General features: G+C 63.5%; 19 protein-coding genes. 9 read left to right on the top strand and 10 right to left on the bottom strand.

From position 1 onward, the window contains the following. Positions 1 to 18: 18 nt before the first annotated feature. A complete protein-coding gene (locus AC1D1L_RS20000; protein WP_477343187.1) occupies positions 19 to 2,241 on the bottom strand; it encodes a sensor domain-containing diguanylate cyclase in 2,223 nt (740 codons plus the stop codon). A gap of 195 nt (positions 2,242 to 2,436) precedes the next feature. After that, the gene (locus tag AC1D1L_RS19995; RefSeq protein ID WP_477343185.1) at positions 2,437 to 2,625 is read right to left on the bottom strand and encodes a hypothetical protein; all 189 of its coding nucleotides are present in this window, start codon (positions 2,623 to 2,625) and stop codon (positions 2,437 to 2,439) included. Between the two features lie 242 nt (positions 2,626 to 2,867). On the opposite strand from AC1D1L_RS19995, the gene AC1D1L_RS19990 reads away from it, so the two are divergent. Continuing rightward, complete coding sequence (locus AC1D1L_RS19990; protein WP_477343184.1) at positions 2,868 to 3,434, top strand: hypothetical protein; 567 nt, start codon at positions 2,868 to 2,870, stop codon at positions 3,432 to 3,434. Positions 3,435 to 3,603: 169 nt separating this feature from the next. On the opposite strand, the gene AC1D1L_RS19985 is transcribed toward AC1D1L_RS19990, so the two are convergent. Then, entirely contained in the window at positions 3,604 to 4,233 is a 630-nt protein-coding gene (locus AC1D1L_RS19985) for an ankyrin repeat domain-containing protein (protein WP_477343182.1), read from the bottom strand. 135 nt (positions 4,234 to 4,368) lie between these two features. Continuing rightward, positions 4,369 to 5,583 carry an MFS transporter gene (locus AC1D1L_RS19980; protein WP_477343181.1) on the bottom strand — a complete coding sequence of 405 codons (1,215 nt, stop codon included), beginning with the start codon at positions 5,581 to 5,583 and terminating at the stop codon, positions 4,369 to 4,371. A gap of 233 nt (positions 5,584 to 5,816) precedes the next feature. On the opposite strand from AC1D1L_RS19980, the gene AC1D1L_RS19975 reads away from it, so the two are divergent. Next, on the top strand, positions 5,817 to 6,200 hold the full coding sequence (locus tag AC1D1L_RS19975) for an endonuclease domain-containing protein (protein WP_477343180.1): 384 nt from the start codon (positions 5,817 to 5,819) through the stop codon (positions 6,198 to 6,200). 121 nt (positions 6,201 to 6,321) lie between these two features. After that, the gene (locus AC1D1L_RS19970; protein ID WP_477343372.1) at positions 6,322 to 6,750 is read left to right on the top strand and encodes a VOC family protein; all 429 of its coding nucleotides are present in this window, start codon (positions 6,322 to 6,324) and stop codon (positions 6,748 to 6,750) included. A 94-nt stretch (positions 6,751 to 6,844) separates the two neighbouring features. Here the strand turns inward: AC1D1L_RS19970 and AC1D1L_RS19965 are convergent, their stop codons facing one another. Further along, positions 6,845 to 7,429: a dihydrofolate reductase family protein gene (locus AC1D1L_RS19965; protein ID WP_477343179.1), complete on the bottom strand. Its 585-nt coding sequence runs from the start codon at positions 7,427 to 7,429 to the stop codon at positions 6,845 to 6,847. Positions 7,430 to 7,569: 140 nt separating this feature from the next. Here AC1D1L_RS19965 and AC1D1L_RS19960 point away from each other — a divergent pair, with 140 nt between their 5' ends. From AC1D1L_RS19960 to AC1D1L_RS19950, 3 genes are all read left to right on the top strand, one after another. After that, a complete protein-coding gene (locus tag AC1D1L_RS19960) occupies positions 7,570 to 7,986 on the top strand; it encodes a winged helix-turn-helix transcriptional regulator (protein WP_477343178.1) in 417 nt (138 codons plus the stop codon). Positions 7,987 to 8,376: 390 nt separating this feature from the next. Further along, a complete protein-coding gene (locus AC1D1L_RS19955) occupies positions 8,377 to 9,039 on the top strand; it encodes a GntR family transcriptional regulator (RefSeq protein WP_477343177.1) in 663 nt (220 codons plus the stop codon). A 58-nt stretch (positions 9,040 to 9,097) separates the two neighbouring features. Continuing rightward, positions 9,098 to 10,201 carry a flavin-containing monooxygenase gene (locus AC1D1L_RS19950; protein WP_477343176.1) on the top strand — a complete coding sequence of 368 codons (1,104 nt, stop codon included), beginning with the start codon at positions 9,098 to 9,100 and terminating at the stop codon, positions 10,199 to 10,201. Positions 10,202 to 10,249: 48 nt separating this feature from the next. Here the strand turns inward: AC1D1L_RS19950 and gcvA are convergent, their stop codons facing one another. Continuing rightward, complete coding sequence (gene gcvA, locus AC1D1L_RS19945; protein ID WP_477343175.1) at positions 10,250 to 11,149, bottom strand: transcriptional regulator GcvA; 900 nt, start codon at positions 11,147 to 11,149, stop codon at positions 10,250 to 10,252. A 118-nt stretch (positions 11,150 to 11,267) separates the two neighbouring features. Between gcvA and AC1D1L_RS19940 the strand changes: the two genes are divergently transcribed. Further along, positions 11,268 to 11,972: an SDR family oxidoreductase gene (locus AC1D1L_RS19940; protein WP_477343174.1), complete on the top strand. Its 705-nt coding sequence runs from the start codon at positions 11,268 to 11,270 to the stop codon at positions 11,970 to 11,972. A gap of 87 nt (positions 11,973 to 12,059) precedes the next feature. Here AC1D1L_RS19940 and AC1D1L_RS19935 read toward each other — a convergent pair whose 3' ends face one another. The 3 genes from AC1D1L_RS19935 to AC1D1L_RS19925 all read right to left on the bottom strand — a co-directional run bounded on the left by AC1D1L_RS19935 (position 12,060) and on the right by AC1D1L_RS19925 (position 14,986). Further along, positions 12,060 to 12,650 carry a DUF922 domain-containing Zn-dependent protease gene (locus AC1D1L_RS19935; RefSeq protein WP_477343173.1) on the bottom strand — a complete coding sequence of 197 codons (591 nt, stop codon included), beginning with the start codon at positions 12,648 to 12,650 and terminating at the stop codon, positions 12,060 to 12,062. Positions 12,651 to 12,719: 69 nt separating this feature from the next. Next, positions 12,720 to 14,003, bottom strand: coding sequence for a D-tagatose-bisphosphate aldolase, class II, non-catalytic subunit (locus AC1D1L_RS19930; RefSeq protein ID WP_477343172.1), 1,284 nt, complete (start codon positions 14,001 to 14,003; stop codon positions 12,720 to 12,722). Beyond that, positions 14,000 to 14,986 carry a tagatose kinase gene (locus AC1D1L_RS19925; protein WP_477343171.1) on the bottom strand — a complete coding sequence of 329 codons (987 nt, stop codon included), beginning with the start codon at positions 14,984 to 14,986 and terminating at the stop codon, positions 14,000 to 14,002. Before AC1D1L_RS19925 ends, AC1D1L_RS19930 begins: the two co-directional genes overlap by 4 nt. Before the next feature lie 231 nt (positions 14,987 to 15,217). On the opposite strand from AC1D1L_RS19925, the gene AC1D1L_RS19920 reads away from it, so the two are divergent. Then, a complete protein-coding gene (locus AC1D1L_RS19920; RefSeq protein WP_477343170.1) occupies positions 15,218 to 15,847 on the top strand; it encodes a glutathione S-transferase family protein in 630 nt (209 codons plus the stop codon). 189 nt (positions 15,848 to 16,036) lie between these two features. Further along, positions 16,037 to 16,279, top strand: a complete 243-nt coding sequence (locus AC1D1L_RS19915) for a hypothetical protein (protein WP_477343169.1) — start codon at positions 16,037 to 16,039, stop codon at positions 16,277 to 16,279. Positions 16,280 to 16,330: 51 nt separating this feature from the next. On the opposite strand, the gene AC1D1L_RS19910 is transcribed toward AC1D1L_RS19915, so the two are convergent. Further along, a complete protein-coding gene (locus AC1D1L_RS19910; RefSeq protein WP_477343168.1) occupies positions 16,331 to 16,828 on the bottom strand; it encodes an N-acetyltransferase family protein in 498 nt (165 codons plus the stop codon). Positions 16,829 to 16,843: the final 15 nt, after the last annotated feature.

The following is a 16,843-nucleotide window of genomic DNA, read 5'->3' as shown; positions in this document are numbered from 1 at the left end:
TGCAGCTCGGACCGCCAGTTAGCCCTTGTTGTCCACACTCGCTTTCGCGGCGGCTGATACCAGCTGGATCGCGGGCCGCTCGCCGGGAACTCCGCTCTTGGCGACGACGACGCGGTCGCGTCCTTCGCCTTTGGCATCGTAGAGAGCGTGGTCGGCGGCATTGGTGATTTCTGCCCAACCCGACCCATGCTCGGGGTAGGCGGCGACACCGAACGAGACCGTCACGGTGCCCAGCGTGCGGCCGCGATGCGTCAGGTGAAGCTGCCTGATTGCCTGGCGCAGTGCTTCCGCGCGCTCGGCGCCTTCCTCGAGCGAGCATCCCGGCATGACGATGGCGAATTCCTCCCCACCGTAGCGCGACACCACGTCGCTTTCGCGCGCGTGCTCGATCAATGTGGCGGCGACTTGCTTCAGCACGAGGTCGCCGGCTTCGTGACCGAACGTGTCGTTGAACTGCTTGAAATGATCGACGTCGAGCATGAGGATCGTCAGCGGCTGGGCCGAGCGCTCCATCCTGCGCAGCTCACGGCTGCTCGTTTCCTCGAGATAGCGCCGGTTGAACAGGCCGGTGTTCGGATCGCGGATCGATTGCTGCCGCAAGGTCTCACGCAGGCGCAGATTGGCCAGCGCCAATGCCAGCGTGTCGACGACGCCGCGCAGGATCTGCTGCCTTTCAGCCAGCCATTGCGGCCTCTCGGCTGCGTCCGGTTCGCACAGATGCAGGATGCCGAGCGTCTCGCCTTGCGCCGCCAGCGGCATGCAGATGTAGCCCTTCTTGCCATTCTCGGTGATATGGGCGCAGCGCGGCGTCAGCATGCCCGGGCCGGCGACATGCTCCTGGCCGCGCCGCAGCGCCCAGCAGTCTTCCGGCGCAAATTGCGTGGCGCTCGACCGGACGTCGCCCCAATGCGCCATCTCCTCAACCAGATTGCGCGAGGCGCTGGTCAAATGCACGGTTCCGCTCAAGCCGCCGAGGAATTCGGTCATGGCCGTGCCGACCACTGAAAAAGCTTCGGGGAAGGTCACGCAGGCCTGCAGCAGCTCGCCAAGCTTGACCAGGCGGGTGGTGGTCTCCGACTTCTCGTGCAGTTCGCGGTTAAGCACCGCCAGCTGATCGGCACGCTCGTTGACGACCCCTTCGGCGCGGCGCAGCTCGCTGATGTCATTGAGGGTGAGGACCAGACCGCCGTCGGATCGGCTGAGTGGGCTGCAGCTGGCGATAACCGGAAGATGAGATCCATCGGATCTGGTCAGGCGCACCTCGCCTTGGTGCTGGCGGCCGGTGGTCAAGGCTATTTCGATCGGTGAAGCGCCGGCTGCGAAGGCGCCACCTCTCGGGTCGCGCACCGTTAGCACCGAATCCCATTGCTGCCCAACGATCTTGTCGGCGCGGCGCCCGATCATCGTTGCGGCCGCCGGATTGGCGCTGGCGATGCGGCCGTCGCTGTCCAGCACCGCGATGCCTTCGGCCGCCGTCTCGACGATATCCTCGACATGCGCCCGCGCCGATGCAAGCTGGTCCGCCATGATGTTGAACCCGTCGGCCAGCTGTCCGAACTCATCCTTGCGGGCATGGCTGATGCGGGTCATGGCATTGCCCTTCGCCAGTGCTTCCATGCCGCCCATCATATCCTTGAGGCCGGAGCCGAAACGACTGAGCAGCATCCATGCAAACCCCACCGCGACCAGCACGGCCGCCGCCGCGCTGAGGCCAACCAGCCAGAGCAGGCTGTTGGTGCGCTCTTCGGCGGCATGCAGGACAGGATCGTACTCCAACAACACGGCGCCGATGATCGTATCCTCGGGATATTCGATCGGCACCGCGAGTATGGCGTTGACCTCCTCCGGGTCGACGAATTTGCGCGGGATGCCGTCCTCCAGCGTCTGACCGATTTCGTTGCCGGGATCATGTTCGAATTTTTCGCCGATCTTGTGCTCTTCGTCGGCGGCATGGGCAACGACGGTCTTGTTGCGGTCGAGGACCAGGAAATCCCGACGCATGCGGCGATGCTGGTGCCCCATGAATTGCTTGAGCGCCTCTGGCCGCTCGAACAGCGAAGGCGTCCCGTCGGACGGCTTGAAGACGATGGTGTCGGCCAGTTCGCGCGCGACGTTGGTCGCTTCGGTCAGTCCAAGATATTTGGTCGCGGCGATCTGTGTGAAGATGGCAACGCCGCCAACCAGCCCGATCAAGGCCGCGGCGCTCACCATGCTGAGGATGATCTGGCTTCTAATGCGCATGACACGAATCCGCCGAGGATACCGGCATCCTATACGCTGGATCGAGCCTCAATTTCATTGTCTGTGTTTATTACCAAATGCTTATCAACGTGCTAACGGCGAGCCCGAACCCGTCGAACGCAATCAAAGACGGACCATTGCCGACTTGTCAGCCGATGGCATGCTGCTCCTACCCGAAGCGGCCTCTTCGTGGGACTACCGCAGCCCTGCCGACCGTGGAAAATCCAGCACCTGCGCCACCGGCCGTGTGTACTGGGCCGCAACGATCGCCTCGATCAACAGGTCGAGCACCGCAAGGGCCTCGCTGCTCGTTTCGTCGTCGCCGCGCAGATAGTGGCAGGCCCGCTCCAGATGCAACCGGGCGGCGGCAAAGTCGCTTTTCATTAGCTTCTCCTTATTGCCCGCCGTGCGCCGAACATGAGCGACTCGCTTTACCTGAAAGCAAACATCCACAGCCGCATTTGAATCGAATTGTCCCGACCTCGCCGGATGTGCTGGATGGGGAGAAACCTGTACAACCTATGTCGGCTGCAGCCGTTGTCCCGGCAGGAAGAGATCGCAGCTTCCGACGCCTTTGCTTCAAAGTTTTTCCAGATCGGTTATTCTTCGTCGCTCACGAGGTCACGATGAGCTTCAGCGCAAAACCCCTCGACGAGACCACATGGTCGCAATTCGCCACGCTGGTCGAGCGGCACAATGGCGTCTGGGGCGGCTGCTGGTGCATGGCGTTCCACGCCAAAGGCGTCGGCGCTGCCGGGAACCGCGCCGAGAAGGAGGCCCGCGTCCGCGAGGGCCATGCACATGCGGCCCTCATTTTCGACGGCGCGGCGTGTGTCGGCTGGTGCCAGTTCGGGCCGACGCAGGAGCTGCCGCGCATAAAGCACCGGCGCGCCTATGAGGAAGGGCTGACGAGCCTACCGGATTGGCGCATCACCTGCTTCTTCTCCGACAAGGCCTATCGCGGCAAGGGCGTCGCAGCAGCAGCACTTGTCGGCGCGCTCGCCGAGATCGCCCGCCTCGGCGGCGGCACGGTGGAAAGCTATCCCGAGGATGCGGAAGGCCGCTCGGTCGCCGGCGCCTTCCTGCACAATGGCACGCTGGCGATGTTTGAACGCCAAGGTTTTCAGCGCGCCCGCAAGATTGGCAAGCATCGCTGGGTGGTCGCGCGGACGGTCGAGGCCGACGGCGCCTGATAGCTTGGCTCACCAAGCCGTCTCCTCGGATGTGCTTAATATGATTTGATACTAATATGATGCCGCATCAGCAGATTTCGACGACTTCGGCGGGCGCCGATGCCGTTGCTGATGATGTGCAAGGCAATCTGTCGCGCTGGGAGAAATGTGGCGGAGCGATCTGACGCGCTTACTTGCCTTCGAAGAAGGCGTGGATCGCTGCTTCCAGCGTCTCGATAAGCTCGGCATTGCGGGTGCTGCCGGCCCAGATCAAGGCATTGAGCCGCATGTCCTTGTTGAGGAAGTTCACCTTCCTCGTTTCCAGCAGATATTGCACCACGTCATAGTGCCGCCCCTTGATCGCCTCGATGAGCGCGCTGTTGCGGCCGGTCTTGTCGGCCGCATTGACATCGGCGCCGTGTTCGACGAGCAGCTTGACGATATTCAGATGCCCGGTCCTTGCCGCTTCGATCAGCGCCGTGCGGCCATAATAGTCGGCGCGCGCGTCGATATCGATGTCGGGATGCTTGATCAGCGCCGTTATGGCGGCGTGGTGTCCCTTGGCTGCGGCGAGGCTGAGCGGCGTGCTCTTCCATTTGTTCCTGGAATTCACGTCGATCTGCGGATGCGAAATCAGCGCTTCGAGCACCGGGCCGCGGGCGTTGTGGGCCGCCAGATGCAACGCCGACCAGCCGCCTTCATCCGTCTGGTTGATGTCAGCCCCCGCCGCCAGCTCGGCGCGGAGGGTCTCGATGTCGCCTTTCTCCGCCGCCCCCAACAGGGTCGACCAGCCTCTCGCGTCCTCGGCTTCCAGGCCCACTGCAACTGCCTCCGTAAACAGACTTGGCAAGGATGCACGCCGGCCTGGCCGGCGTGCGGTATCTTTGCCCGGAAGCCTTTCACAATCGCATGCATGGGGCAAACAGATTTCAGCGCTGGACGGGAACCAGGGATTTCAAGCCGCCTGCACCCGCTTCTCCCGGCCGGGCTGCGGCGGGAAGGCGATGGCGATGCCGGCGGCACCCAAGCCAACTAGCGCCGAGCCGATGAACAGCCAGGAATAGCTGGCATAGGCGTCGAAGATCATGCCCCCGGCGAGCGGCCCGAACGACATGCCGAGGCTGGACAGCAGCGTAGCGGCGCCAAGTATCGTGCCGATGATGCGTGGCCCGAAATAGTCGCGCGCCAGCACGGCATAGAGCGGCATGACGCCGCCATAGGTGGCGCCGAAGATGATGGCCAGGAGATAGAACTGCTCGAGATTGCCGACGGCGAGATAGGCGGCGATCACCACCGCCTGGATGGCGAGGCCAACGATCAGCACCGGCTTGGCGCCCAGCCTGTCGCCGAGCACGCCGTAGAGCACGCGCCCGCCAAGGCCGGCAAGGCCCTCGACGCTGTAGATCGACACGGCGGCCATGGGTGCTACGCCGCACGACATGGCATAGCTCACCATGTGGAAGATCGGTCCCGAATGCGCAGCACAGCAGGCGAAGAAGGTCATCCCCAGCACCAGGAATTGCGGCGAGCGCAGCGCCTGGCCGACGCTGAAGCCGGGATCGTCCGCGGCAGGCGCGGGCGCACTGCCATCCGCTGCCGCGACCGCCATCGATGGCTGGCGCACCAGCAAGACGGCCGGCAGCAAAAGCACCCAGGCCATGATGCCGATGTCGAACATAGCTGTGCGCCAGTCATAGGCGGTGATCAGCCAGCGCGCGAAGGGCGAGATGGTCATCGGCGCCACGCCCATGCCGGCCGAGACCAGCGACACGGCAAGGCTGCGATGAGTGTCGAACCAGGCGGTGGTGAGCGCGATCATCGGCGCGAAGAAGGCGCTCGCCGCCAGCCCGACGATGACGCCGTAGCTCAGCTGGAAGACGATGAGCGAATTGGCGCGGCTCGCCACCACCAGCGACAGGCCAAGCAGCACCGCGCCGGCAAAGACGACGGGGCGGGCGCCGACGCGGTCATAGATGGCGCCCCAGGCGAAACCGCCGGCGCCCATCACCAGAAAGTTCAGCGTCATGGCGCTGGAAATACCGGTGCGCGACCAGTTGGTGTCGAGCGCCATCGGCTCGAGAAAGATCGCCAGCGAAAACATCGCGCCGAGCGCCACACAGGTCATCAACGCGCCCGCCGCGACGATGACCCAACGATAGGAATTGTTCATGGTCTTCTCCCGAAATCGGTTCGATGCGGCACGACTTTTTCCAGCTCCGTTGCGCCGCTTGCGTCCGAAGGACGTTGGTGGGATTTCGAATCCGACAATCCGGTTGCATTTTTTATCCGGATTTTTTGGCGGCGTTGCGCACTGTCTCCCCCCTTGTGGGGGAGAAAGCGATTTCAACATCTTAGCCGTAGGCTAAGTGTTAGAAATCGCAAGAGAGGGGATTTTCACGCGCCATGCGCCAACAGGTTCCGCCACCACGCCGTGCCTTTGCCAGAGAGATGCGTTCCGATGCAACGAAGGCCGAAAACATCCTTTGGCAGGCGTTGCGGAACAGGCAACTCGATGGCTTGAAATTCAAGCGGCAAGTGCCGCTGGACGGCTACATCCTCGACTTCGTTTGTTTCGAAGCGCGGCTGATCGTCGAGGTCGATGGCGGCCAGCATTCGGAATCCGAAAAAGACGCAGTGCGTGACAGGCATTTCGAAATGAAGGGTCTGAGGACGCTGCGCTTCTGGAACGACGAGGTGGTGCAAAACATCGACGGTGTGTGCCTGACAATCCTGGCAGAAGTACGCAAAGGGGACGGCCAAGCAAATCCCCTCTCTTGCGATTTCTAACACTTAGCTTCGCTAAGATGTTGAAATCGCTTTCTCCCCCACAAGGGGGGGAGATAGAGCTCGCGCCTCGCGCATTGACGATATCGTCGCTGGTTATAGATTGATCCGCTCATAACAGGAGATATCGCTCATGGAGCTGCATCGCGGCCGCCTCATCGACCACATCCAGCTCGTGGTCAGGGATCTCAAGGCCAGCCGGCGTTTCTACGAAGCAGTGTTCAAGGTGCTTGGCGTTCCGATCGGCGGCGAGGCCGAGGACTATTTCTGGGCCGACGAATTGTTCATCTCCAGCCTCGATAGCCGGGCGGCGAGGGGCCAACTGACCGGGCGCCATCATCTGGCCTTCCAGGCCAGGGACAACGCGATGGTCGATGCCTTCTACAAAGCAGGCCTCGATGCCGGCGGCACCGACAATGGTGCGCCCGGCGAGCGGCCCTATCATCCCGGCTACTACGCCGCCTTCCTGCTCGACCCCGACGGCAACAACATCGAGGCGGTGTTCCATGGCCCGGCGAAGCGCAGCGCTGCTTCGGTCGAGATCAATTTCTAGAGCAGTCCCAGGGAAGCACCCAGCGGTTCTCCGCCCGGAATTCTCTCGAAAACAAGGAGTTGCAGCGGTTCACAGATTCAAACGTTGAACCAGATCAAGCCGGGGCGTAGCGGTTCACCACCATGCCGCAGGCATAGGCTTTCGAGCCGACGAGGCGCAGTTTTCTGAAGCCGCCGCGGTCGAAAATCCGCTCGCCGTCGCCGAGCGCCGCCGGATTGATGAACAGCTGGAACTCATCGATCAGCCCCGCCGCAATCAGCGCCGAGGCAAAGCCGGCGCCGCCGAACACCGCCATGTCGCCACCGCCCTCGGCTTTCAGCGCCTTGACCTCGCGCGGCAGGTCGCCGCTGGCAAGCGTCGTGCGCTCCCACCGCGATGACGCGAGCTTGTCGCTCAGCACCACCTTGCGCGCCTCGACGATGCGCTGCGCAAAGGCATAGAAGGGATCGCGCGGATAGTTTTTCGCCGCATTGCCCCAATGGGTGAGGTAACCCTCTTCGGCCATCTTGCGGCTGAGCAGGATGGTGTCGATGCCGGCGAACACGGCGTTGAAGTCCTGCTTCAAGGCTTCATCCCAAGGGCAGTTTCCGCCCCATCCCCAGAGCTGCCAGTGCTCGTCGCCGGTCGCGCCGACAAAACCGTCGACCGACATCTGCATTTGCAGGATCAGCTTTCTCATCGTCTCTCTCCTGATTAAGCGCTGGTGTCGCCAGCGCGAGCCGAGCGGGCTTAGTTGTAAAATTGCTTTACTTTTGGAACCATTGACATGGCGAAAAAATGATGTCAATAGTAAAGTGATTTAAAAATGGAACCATAGAAATGTCGACCAGGGAAAGATCCGGTTGCCCCGTCAGCCTCTCGCTCGAACTGCTCGGCGACCGCTGGACGCTGCTGATCGTCCGCGATCTGATTTTCGCGGGGAAGACTCACTTCCGGGAGTTTTTGCAGTCCGACGAGGGCATCTCGTCGCGCACGCTGGCCGAGCGGCTGCAGACCTTGCAGGATGAGGGCATTGTCACCAGAAGCGACGACCCCACCCACAAACTCAAGGCGATCTACCGGCTGACCGAGGCCGGCATTGACCTGTTGCCCGTGCTGGCGACGCTTGGTGCCTGGGGCAGCAAATACCGCAACGCCGATAACGAACTGGCCAGGATCGCCGACGAACTGGCCGCAGGCGGGGAGGTTGCCCTTGAGCAGATGAAGAAGAAGCTGCGCGCCGTGCATCTCGGCTAGGGCGCAACGCTGGTTTCCTCTTCGCGATGATGGCCGGGCTACATCGACACGACGTCGCCCAGCCTCATCCTTTCCATCCCGCAAATCGCTGTGGCCCGAGCCAAGTCTGCTTCGGATTGCCGTCGCCCGAAAGCACTGCGTCTGCCAGCCAGCGCGCTGTAGCGGGGGCGGCATGCATATATTCGCGCAAGCTCATGTTTGTTGTGTAAGGTGGTCGTCGTCGGCGTCGTTTACCGTCCTTTGAAGAACAGGGGAGTGAGCGCCGGGGCAGCAGCTTTGGCCTTCTCTCCGTCACAATCTCGGAGTGTACGCGTACGGATGAAGAGCCAATGGCAGCGCCCATGACGTAGGCGGCAGGAGCCGCTGAAGCAGCTGGCAGGAGGGGCTCGTATGGTTGGATTTGCCGAAGTGCAGCGGCCGCAGACGGTGGCCGAACAGGTCGCCAATGTGCTGCGCGAGGCGATCGCCGACGGCAGCCTGGCGGACGGCACGGCGCTGCGCCAGGACGATCTTGCGCTGCGCTTCGGCTTCAGCCGCATGCCGATCCGCGACGCGTTGCGCCAGCTCGAGGCCGAAGGGATCGTCCAGATACACCCGACCAAGGGCGCGCATGTCGCCCGTATGGACGCCACCGAGATCAGGGAGATTTTTGCGTTGCGCGACCTGCTTGAAAGCGAGGCGCTCAACCTGTCTGTCCCAAAGCTTGGCAGTGAAAAGCTCGACGAGGCAGCGCAGGTGCTCGCCCGCATCGACGCCGAGCCCGATGTCGCCCGTTGGGGTGCGCTGAACCGGACCTTCCACCTGGCGCTCTACAGCGCCTGCGGCAACGCCCGGCTGCTCGGCCTGATCGAAGCGCACCATAATGCCGCCGACCGTTATGTCCGCATGCTCCTGTCCAGCCTCGACTATCGTGGCGTCTCGCAGGCCGAACACCGCGAACTGCTCGCCGCCTGCCGCAAGCGCGACGCGGCGGAAGCCGTGCGCGTGCTGAAGAAACATCTCTGCGATGGCATGGAGACGCTGGCCAAGGCGGGGATATTGCGGAACAGGTGACTTGTCCGGCCTGTGCCTCTGCGCATAGCCTCAGCCAGGCCGGCGGGAGGAGAATCGCTTGGACACGACTGTCGTCATTGTCGGCGCCGGCCCCGCCGGCCTGGCGGTCGGCGCCTGCCTGAAGCGGGCAGGGGTGGATTTCGTTATCCTCGAAAAAGCCGCGGAGGTGGCGCCCGCCTGGCGGCGTCACTATCGGCGGCTGCATCTGCATACGGTCAAGTCGTTCTCCTCGCTGCCGTTCTTGCCGTTCCCGAAACACTATCCGCGCTACGTGCCGCGCGAACTGGTGGTTCGTTACCTCGACGACTACACCAAAAAATTCGACCTCCGCCCGCGCTTCGGCGTGACGGTGAAAGCCATTCGTCGCGGCGACAGCGGTTTTCTGGTCGAGACGGGATCGGAGAGCCTGACAGCGCGCCATGTCGTCATCGCCAGCGGCAACAATGCCGAGCCGATCGTTCCCCGGCTCCCCGCCATCGAAGCCTTCAAGGGCGAGGTGCTGCACAGCGCCGACTATACGCAGGCCGCGCCCTTTGCCGGCCGCTCGGTGCTGATCGTCGGCATGGGCAACACCGGCGCCGAGATCGCACTGGACCTTGCCGAAGGTGGCGCCAAGCCCACCATTTCGGTGCGCAAGGGCGTCCATATCGTGCCGCGCCAGCTGTTCGGCGTACCGATTCAGATGATCGGCATCGCCAGTCGACCAATGCCGCAGGCGCTGAACGACTGGATGTTCCCGATCATCCTCGATTTCGCCCTGGGCAAGCTCGAAAAATACGGCGTCGTCCGGCCGAAGCAGGGCATCCTGCAGCAGATCGACGAGGTCGGCCGCATCCCGGTGATCGATGTCGGCACGGTCGACGCGATCACCAAAGGCGCCATCAAGATTGCGCCCGACATAGCGCGCTTCACCGAGCACGGCGCCGCGTTTGCCGACGGCAGGCAGGAAGCGTTCAACGCCGTAGTCCTCGCCACCGGCTACCGCCCCGGCTACGAAAAATTCCTGCCGGCGGAACTGCAGCCGGAACGCAGCGGCGTCAACGCCCGCTCTTCGCAACTCGGCCTCTACCTCGTCGGCTTCTACAATCCGGTCACCGGCCTGCTCAGGGAAATCGGCAGGGAGGCGAAGGCGGTGGCGGCTGACATTGCGCGGCGGCGGTAAAGGGAGCGCTGTCAGCGAAGCTGCCAATCTCCCTCGCAAGGGGGGAGATCAGCTATCCTCCACCCCCGCCTCATCCAGCAGCCATTGTCGCACCGCCTGCGTCGGTTCGGGATGGCGTTGCTTGCGCGGCACCACCACATAGAAATCCTGCGTCCCACGCATCTCAGCGTTGATCGGCTGCACCAGCCGGCCGGCGGCAATGTCGGCTGCGACAAGAAACCGGCTGGCCAGCGCGATGCCCTGGCCGGCAATGGCGGCGTCGATCGCCAGTCCGGTCTGGTTGAAGCGCATTCGTTTTGCCTCTGGGGCCATCTTCAGGTTGAGCGCCTTTTCCATGAACTCCGGCCAAAGATTGTGCGCGTCGTGCAGCAGCACGTGATGCTGAATATCGGTCGGCGCAATCTGCTTCGCGCCGGCCGGCAAAAGGGCAGGGCTGCAGATGGCGACGATCTGCTGTGGAAACAAAAGATCCACCATCAGGCCGGGGCCGAAGGGCGAACGCCCTTGCCTGACCGCAATGTCGACGCCGTCGGCTTGAAAACTCGACAGGCTTTCGCTGGCCAGGATGCGCAGGTCGACAAGTGGATTGTGTGCGACGAACTCCGGCAGTTTCGGGATCAGCCATTTGGTGGCGAAACTCGGGGTAACGCTGATCGTGAGCCGCGCCGGTTCGGGCCGCAGCAGCAAGGTCGCCTCCGAGATCAGCTCGAAGGCACGGCGGATGTTGGGCACATAGGCGCGGCCCTCGTCGGTGAGCGCCAGGCCGCGGGGCAGCCGCTCGAACAGTTTTGCGCCGAGGTCGGCCTCCAGCCCGCGTATGTGCTGCGCCACCGCCCCTTGCGTCACGTTCAGCTCCTGCGCGGCGATGCGGAAGTTGAGATGACGCGCGGCGGCTTCAAAGGCGCGCAGCGCATTCAACGGCGGCAGGCTCAGGAAGGCTTCGGGCATGCAGGAGTTTTTCTACAGCTTGATTTCAGGCTTTCTGGTTCGAGCTAGCGGCGGAATCCAGCTATATCACCTTTTGAATGCGCAACGCATGCGCCGTAAGACCTCAAGGAGAGAAGAAATGAGTGTAGAAAAAGTGGCTGTTGTCGTCGCCGGTGGCAGCGGCATGGGCGCGGCGGCGGCGAAACGCCTGGCGGCGGACGGCTTCAAACTCGCGATCCTGTCGTCTTCCGGCAAGGGCGAGGCGCTGGCCAAGGAGCTAGGCGGTCTCGGCGTTACCGGCTCCAACCAGTCGAATGACGATTTGCAGCGGCTCGCCGATCTCACGCTTGAGCGCTTTGGCCGCATCGACGTGCTGGTCAACAGCGGCGGCCACGGGCCGCGCGCGCCGATCCTCGAAATATCGGACGAGCAGTGGCACACCGGGCTCGACGTCTATCTGATGAACGTCATCCGGCCGGTGCGCATCGTGGCGCCGCAGATGGTCAAGCAGAAGGCCGGCGCCATCATCAACATCTCGACGGCATGGGTTGTCGAGCCGAGCCCGATGTTCCCGACTTCCGCCGTGTTCCGCGCCGGCCTTGCCGCTTACACCAAGATCTTCGCCAACACCTATGCAGCGGACAATGTCCGCATGAACAATGTGCTGCCCGGATGGATCGACAGCCTGCCGGCCACCGAGGAGCGCCGCGACAGCGTTCCGATGCAGCGTTACGGCACATCGGAGGAGATCGCCGCCACCATCGCCTTCCTCGCTTCCGAAGGTGCGGGCTACATCACCGGCCAGAACATCCGCGTGGACGGCGGCATCATCCGCGCCATCTGATCAAGGCAAGGCCGTTTGACTCTAGAAAAGCGCGCGGGAACAATGAGATAGAGCCTGACCCTGAATCAGTTTGCCAAGAGTTGGGCTCTATTTCCCGGTCACCAGATTGAAAACCAGCTGCCGCAGATTGCCACCAGGACCGAATTCGACCTTGTCGAAGTCGCGGCTGGCCTGCCGCTGCGCCAGTGAGATCTGGGCAAGCTGCCGGGTCAACTCGGTTCTGATCCTTGTGCAGCCGGGATCGTCGGCGACGGTCAGGCCGACGCTGATCGCCTCGATCTTGCGCACCATCTCGACGATGGCTGCGCCATGCACCTTTTCATGGGCGGCGAGCCCGGCGGCGAAAATCTCCCAGCTCTTCTCCACGGCGGGAGACAGCGGCGCGGCCGGCTTTGGCAAGGTGTAGGTGATGATGAGTTTCGGCCGCGCCGATTTGAGCACGCAGGCGCCGCCTTGCGGCTTGTAGTCCCGGGTCCAGGTCAGCTTGAAATTGGTGTGTGCAATGACGCGGCCTTTGCCCAGCAAGGGGCCTGATTCGCCGATCGACGCGTAGAGTTGAGGGCCGCTCTGGCCTGATATGGCGTAGGTCTCGACCTTCTCGACCGGCTTCCAGTCCGCGCGTGCGGGCGAGGCGAGCAGCGAAGCCGCCAGTAGTACGAACAAAACGACTGGTTTCATGCTGATGTCAAAGGGCTGCCAAGTTCATGCCCTTCGCTCTAGCATCGCGCGCGCCGGCTGACAAAGCAGCTAATCGCTGCCGCCTCGGCAAGCGGCGTCGTAGTCGGCCAGCACCTGGCCGATCGCCGCATGAAAAATCGCCTCGGGATTGCCAGCCGGACCAAGCGTGGCCGGCAGCGTCGGCAGGAACTGCCGTATCAGCGTTTCGGGAATGGCCACGCCTGTGAGCGCCTTGCGCAGGCGGTCGACGGCGGCGATGGCGGTGGGGTTGCTCCAGTAGTAGCGCATCCGGTCGCTGTAGCTGTAGTGCCGCTGCAGATAGAGGCTCGCCTTGTCGCCATGATAGTGGCTGTGCCAATGGCCGGGTGCTGCCAGCATCACCCGCTCCATCGTGCGGGCAAGCGGCCGTTCGCCATAGTCGGCAACCATTTCGGAGGCGACCAGGTCGAGACCGTAAAACGCCTCGCGCAGGGCAAATGTCAGGCCCGGGCCGACCTTGAGGATCGGAAAGCCGTTTGCGACGAGTGCTGTCAGCGCCGTGCGGCTCTGATAGTCGGTGGAATGCGCCTCATAGACGAGCGAGGGTTGCTCTTCGAGCAATCCGGTCAGGCCTCTCGATTTTTCCGGCGCATAGGCGACGACGTTCTGGCTGCCGAATTCCACGCCCGGCTGTACCACCACGGCGATGACGCGGCCAAAGGTGTCGGTCAGGCCTTCGCGGGCAAAGATGTCGCGATGAATCTCGATCGTGTGGCGCGCCGCTGCCGCTTCAGTAGGCTTCAACTCGCCGATCGCATGATCGACGCCGCCCGGAGCGGGAACCTCGGTGCCGATAATGTAGACTGGCAATGCGCCACCGCGCGCGAGCGCTGCCTTTTCAGCCGCCTTGGCCAACCGCGCCGCCCTGATAGCGATGATCTCGTCATCGAGTGCCGCCGGCTCGCCGGCGCATCCCATCGAGGCGTCGAGATGGATCTTGCTGAAGCCGGCCCAGACGTAAGCCGTGACCATGGCTTCGGCCTTGCTCATCGCCTGTGCGGCCGGCTCCGCACGCCACGGGTTCGGCCCGAGATGGTCACCGCCAAAGATGATACGCCGGGGGTCGAGACCTTCCCTGCTGGCGATCTCCAGTACGAAGGCCACGAACACCTCCGGCGTCATCCCGGTATAGCCGCCGAACTGGTTGACCTGATTGCAGGTTGCCTCGATCAGCAGGGTGGCTTCCTTGTCCGCGGCGGCGCGCCGTATCGCCGTCTGGATCACGACAGGATGGGCCGAGCAGATCGAGGTGATGCCGTAGGGCGCCCCATTCCGGCGCGCGCTGGCGAGACCAGCAAGCGGGTTGGTCTTCATGTCGCTCTCGCGGTCCCGGCGATGAAATCGTCAAGCACGTCGAAGCCGGCGGTGCCTTCCATCGGGCCTTGCCGCGTGACGTTGCGGGCGCCGGCGGCGTTGGCATAGAGCAGCCCTTTGCCGGGCTCCATTCCCTGGCGGCGGCAGGTCAAGTAGGTCGCGCCGAAACAGTCGCCGGCGCCGGTCGGGTCGACCTCTTCGACCTGGAAACCGGCGCAGTCGATCCGGGTGCCGTCGGCGCCGAACCAGGACGAGCCGGCGTCACCGCGCTTCAGCACGATCTCGCCGACGCCTCTGGCAAACAGCGCCGTCACCGCCTGTTGCTCGTCATCGACGCCGGCCGCGGCCAGCAATTCGCCGCCGGACGGCAGCAGCAGGTCGGCATCGTCGACCAGTGCTGAAAACAGCGCGCCGTCGGCACCGTCAATCAACTCCTTGCGCATGTTCGGGTCGAAGGAGGTCGAACCGCCGCGGGCGCGCACTGCCTGCACGGCGTAAGTGACGATTTCCCTCAGCCCGGCCACCGACAACGTCGACCCCATAATGTGCAGATGGCCGGCTCTATCCGCCAGCAGACGTGCAGCGGCGGTGAGGCGGATTTGGCCGGCGGCGGATTCGGCGATGTTGTAGACGAAGTCCCTGATACCATCGGGCCGGTAGCGCACGAACGCGCTTCCGGTGGGGAAGCGGTCGCTGACATCGACCGCAGAGATGTCGACGCCGTCGCGCTTCAGTCTTTCCAGGTTGAGGGTACCAAAATCGTCGCGGCCGACGCAGCCGATAATTCCGGCGCCGCCGCCCAGCCTGCCGACCTGGTTGATGAAGATCGCCGGCGCGCCGCTAGGGAATGGCCCTGTCAGCGTCTGCGGCTCGAGGAAGCCAAAGCCCCGTTCGGTCGCCATGATCTCGATCAGGATTTCGCCGGCCACAATCGTCGGCCCCACAGCCTCGGCGGTGATCTCGCTGCGGCGCGAAAGGCTCATGCTTGCACTTCCTCCTCATCCCACCCAGACTGGCCGCCCACCCAGACTGATTGCATGCCGCAAAGCTGTCCGGGACAAGCGTCCATCGGCTAAATCGCACATACGGCGAAGTCAATAAAACTTTACGTGCGTATAGGTCATTTTTTCTGCGCGTACACATTGAAGGAATCGGGTGGCCGGTATCGCAGCGCTGTGCAAATTAGGCGCCGACCGCAGCGAAAAGGGACCGCCATGCTCACGCTTCATGATTATCTGCCGTCGCAAAATGGCTGGAAGGCCAGGGTCCTGCTCGGGCTGCTCAAGATTCCCTACGAAAGCCGCATGGTCTCGATCTTCGAGGGCGAGAGCCACACCGACGCTTTTCTGAAGCTCAATCCGGCCGGCGCTGTCCCCGTGCTCGAACTCGACGACGGGCGCGCCATCGCTGAGTCCAATGCGATCCTGACCTATGTTGCCGAGGGGACGCCGTTGCTGCCGGCGGACTTCTATCGGCGCGCCAAAATCATGCAGTGGCTGTTTTTCGAACAGTACAATGTCGAGCCGGTCATCGGCTCGCTGCGCTACTGGACATTGACCGGCCGGCTCGAGCGCAACCAGGCAATGGTCGCCGGCAAGCACGAGGCCGGCGCGCGCACGCTTGCCGCGCTGGAGCGCAGCCTCACCGCGATTCCGTTTCTCGTCGGCAACGACCTGACCATCGCGGATATCGCCGTTTATGCCTACAGCCACAGGGCAGAGGATTGCGGTTTCTCTCTCGCGGACTACCCGATGCTCATGGCCTGGGTCGATCGCGTGCGGGACGCCATCGGTCCGGACTATCCGGTGCATCCCTACAGCATCGACCCGCATTCCGGGGCGTGAGCGGGACCGCGATGTTGAAGTTGTCGATCTCCCCCAGCGCCCGCAAACGGGAAAATGTCGACCTGGAGGTTGCCGGCCCGAAGTCCAGACCCAGATTCCATCCCGCGGCAGATTTTATCCCGATGCCGGTCTCCGGCCGGGCGCTCCACGGCGTCGGATCGGCACGCTTGCATAGGTACGGAGGAGACCATGACACGCAACGACATCATTTCGGTTCTGGGGCCCGTGGACGAGACCGTTATCGCCGACATCGCGTTGACTGGCGCCAGCCTCGAGGAATTACGCGAGGCCTTCGCCTGGATCGGCGCCGACGAGGCGCTGGTCAATGAGGGCCATCCCTTGCCGGGCGCCAGGGTGGCGCGGCTGATCGAAATCCTTGACCCGCCGGAGGACGAGGACCAACTGGCGAGCGCGGCTCCTGGGTTCGAGTAGTATCGGAACAGGGCAGGCAGTAGGGCAGCTACTGCCCTCCTGCCTTTCCCTCTAAGCCCTCGACAGCAGCCTGCGCATGATCAGCGACGCGTGGCCGCCGACGCCGTGCGCGGCCGGCCGGCGCTCGACCGCCTCGAAGCCGTGCTTGCGGTAGAAGGCGATCGCCCGGTCGTTGCCTTCGATCACTTCCAGCGCAATGCTGGGAATCCCAGCATGCGCGGCAAGCACGGCGTGCAGGAGGTCGGTGGCGAGCCCGCTGCCGAATTCGGTCTCGTCGATATGCAGCCGGTCGAGCAGGACGTCGCCGCGATCGTCCATCGCCGCCATCGCATAGCCGGCGATCGACCCGTCCGGCCGTTCGGCCACGAATGACATCTTGTTGTCATCCAGCAATTCAGCGGCCAACCGCGCGGGCGCATGCTTGTCGTCCGAGAGCCGCGCGGTGGTCTCGGGCCCCATGATCGGTGAATAGGTGCGTCGCCAGGATTCGCCCAACAACCGTGACACCGACGGCACGTCTCTTGCGGTCATGGTTCTGATCTGGGTCATTGCGATGATCATGCC

This window comes from Mesorhizobium sp. P2_D6 (genome assembly GCF_056404315.1).
The sequence above is the reverse complement of the archived record's forward strand: the minus strand, read 5'-3'. Positions and strand labels throughout refer to the sequence as shown.

Bases quoted from the DNA above. Each gene is read 5' to 3' on its own strand.
- AC1D1L_RS19965 (WP_477343179.1), bottom strand. From the start codon at position 7,429: ATGAGAAAGCTGATCCTGCAAATGCAGATGTCGGTCGACGGTTTTGTC.
- AC1D1L_RS19915 (WP_477343169.1), top strand. From the start codon at position 16,037: ATGACACGCAACGACATCATTTCGGTTCTGGGGCCCGTGGACGAGACC.
- AC1D1L_RS19930 (WP_477343172.1), bottom strand. From the start codon at position 14,003: ATGAAGACCAACCCGCTTGCTGGTCTCGCCAGCGCGCGCCGGAATGGG.
- AC1D1L_RS19990 (WP_477343184.1), top strand. From the start codon at position 2,868: ATGAGCTTCAGCGCAAAACCCCTCGACGAGACCACATGGTCGCAATTC.
- AC1D1L_RS19935 (WP_477343173.1), bottom strand. From the start codon at position 12,650: ATGAAACCAGTCGTTTTGTTCGTACTACTGGCGGCTTCGCTGCTCGCC.
- AC1D1L_RS19980 (WP_477343181.1), bottom strand. From the start codon at position 5,583: ATGAACAATTCCTATCGTTGGGTCATCGTCGCGGCGGGCGCGTTGATG.
- AC1D1L_RS19925 (WP_477343171.1), bottom strand. From the start codon at position 14,986: ATGAGCCTTTCGCGCCGCAGCGAGATCACCGCCGAGGCTGTGGGGCCG.
- AC1D1L_RS19940 (WP_477343174.1), top strand. From the start codon at position 11,268: ATGAGTGTAGAAAAAGTGGCTGTTGTCGTCGCCGGTGGCAGCGGCATG.
- AC1D1L_RS19920 (WP_477343170.1), top strand. From the start codon at position 15,218: ATGCTCACGCTTCATGATTATCTGCCGTCGCAAAATGGCTGGAAGGCC.
- AC1D1L_RS20000 (WP_477343187.1), bottom strand. From the start codon at position 2,241: ATGCGCATTAGAAGCCAGATCATCCTCAGCATGGTGAGCGCCGCGGCC.
- AC1D1L_RS19960 (WP_477343178.1), top strand. From the start codon at position 7,570: ATGTCGACCAGGGAAAGATCCGGTTGCCCCGTCAGCCTCTCGCTCGAA.
- gcvA (WP_477343175.1), bottom strand. From the start codon at position 11,149: ATGCCCGAAGCCTTCCTGAGCCTGCCGCCGTTGAATGCGCTGCGCGCC.
- AC1D1L_RS19975 (WP_477343180.1), top strand. From the start codon at position 5,817: ATGCGCCAACAGGTTCCGCCACCACGCCGTGCCTTTGCCAGAGAGATG.
- AC1D1L_RS19955 (WP_477343177.1), top strand. From the start codon at position 8,377: ATGGTTGGATTTGCCGAAGTGCAGCGGCCGCAGACGGTGGCCGAACAG.
- AC1D1L_RS19910 (WP_477343168.1), bottom strand. From the start codon at position 16,828: ATGACCCAGATCAGAACCATGACCGCAAGAGACGTGCCGTCGGTGTCA.
- AC1D1L_RS19995 (WP_477343185.1), bottom strand. From the start codon at position 2,625: ATGAAAAGCGACTTTGCCGCCGCCCGGTTGCATCTGGAGCGGGCCTGC.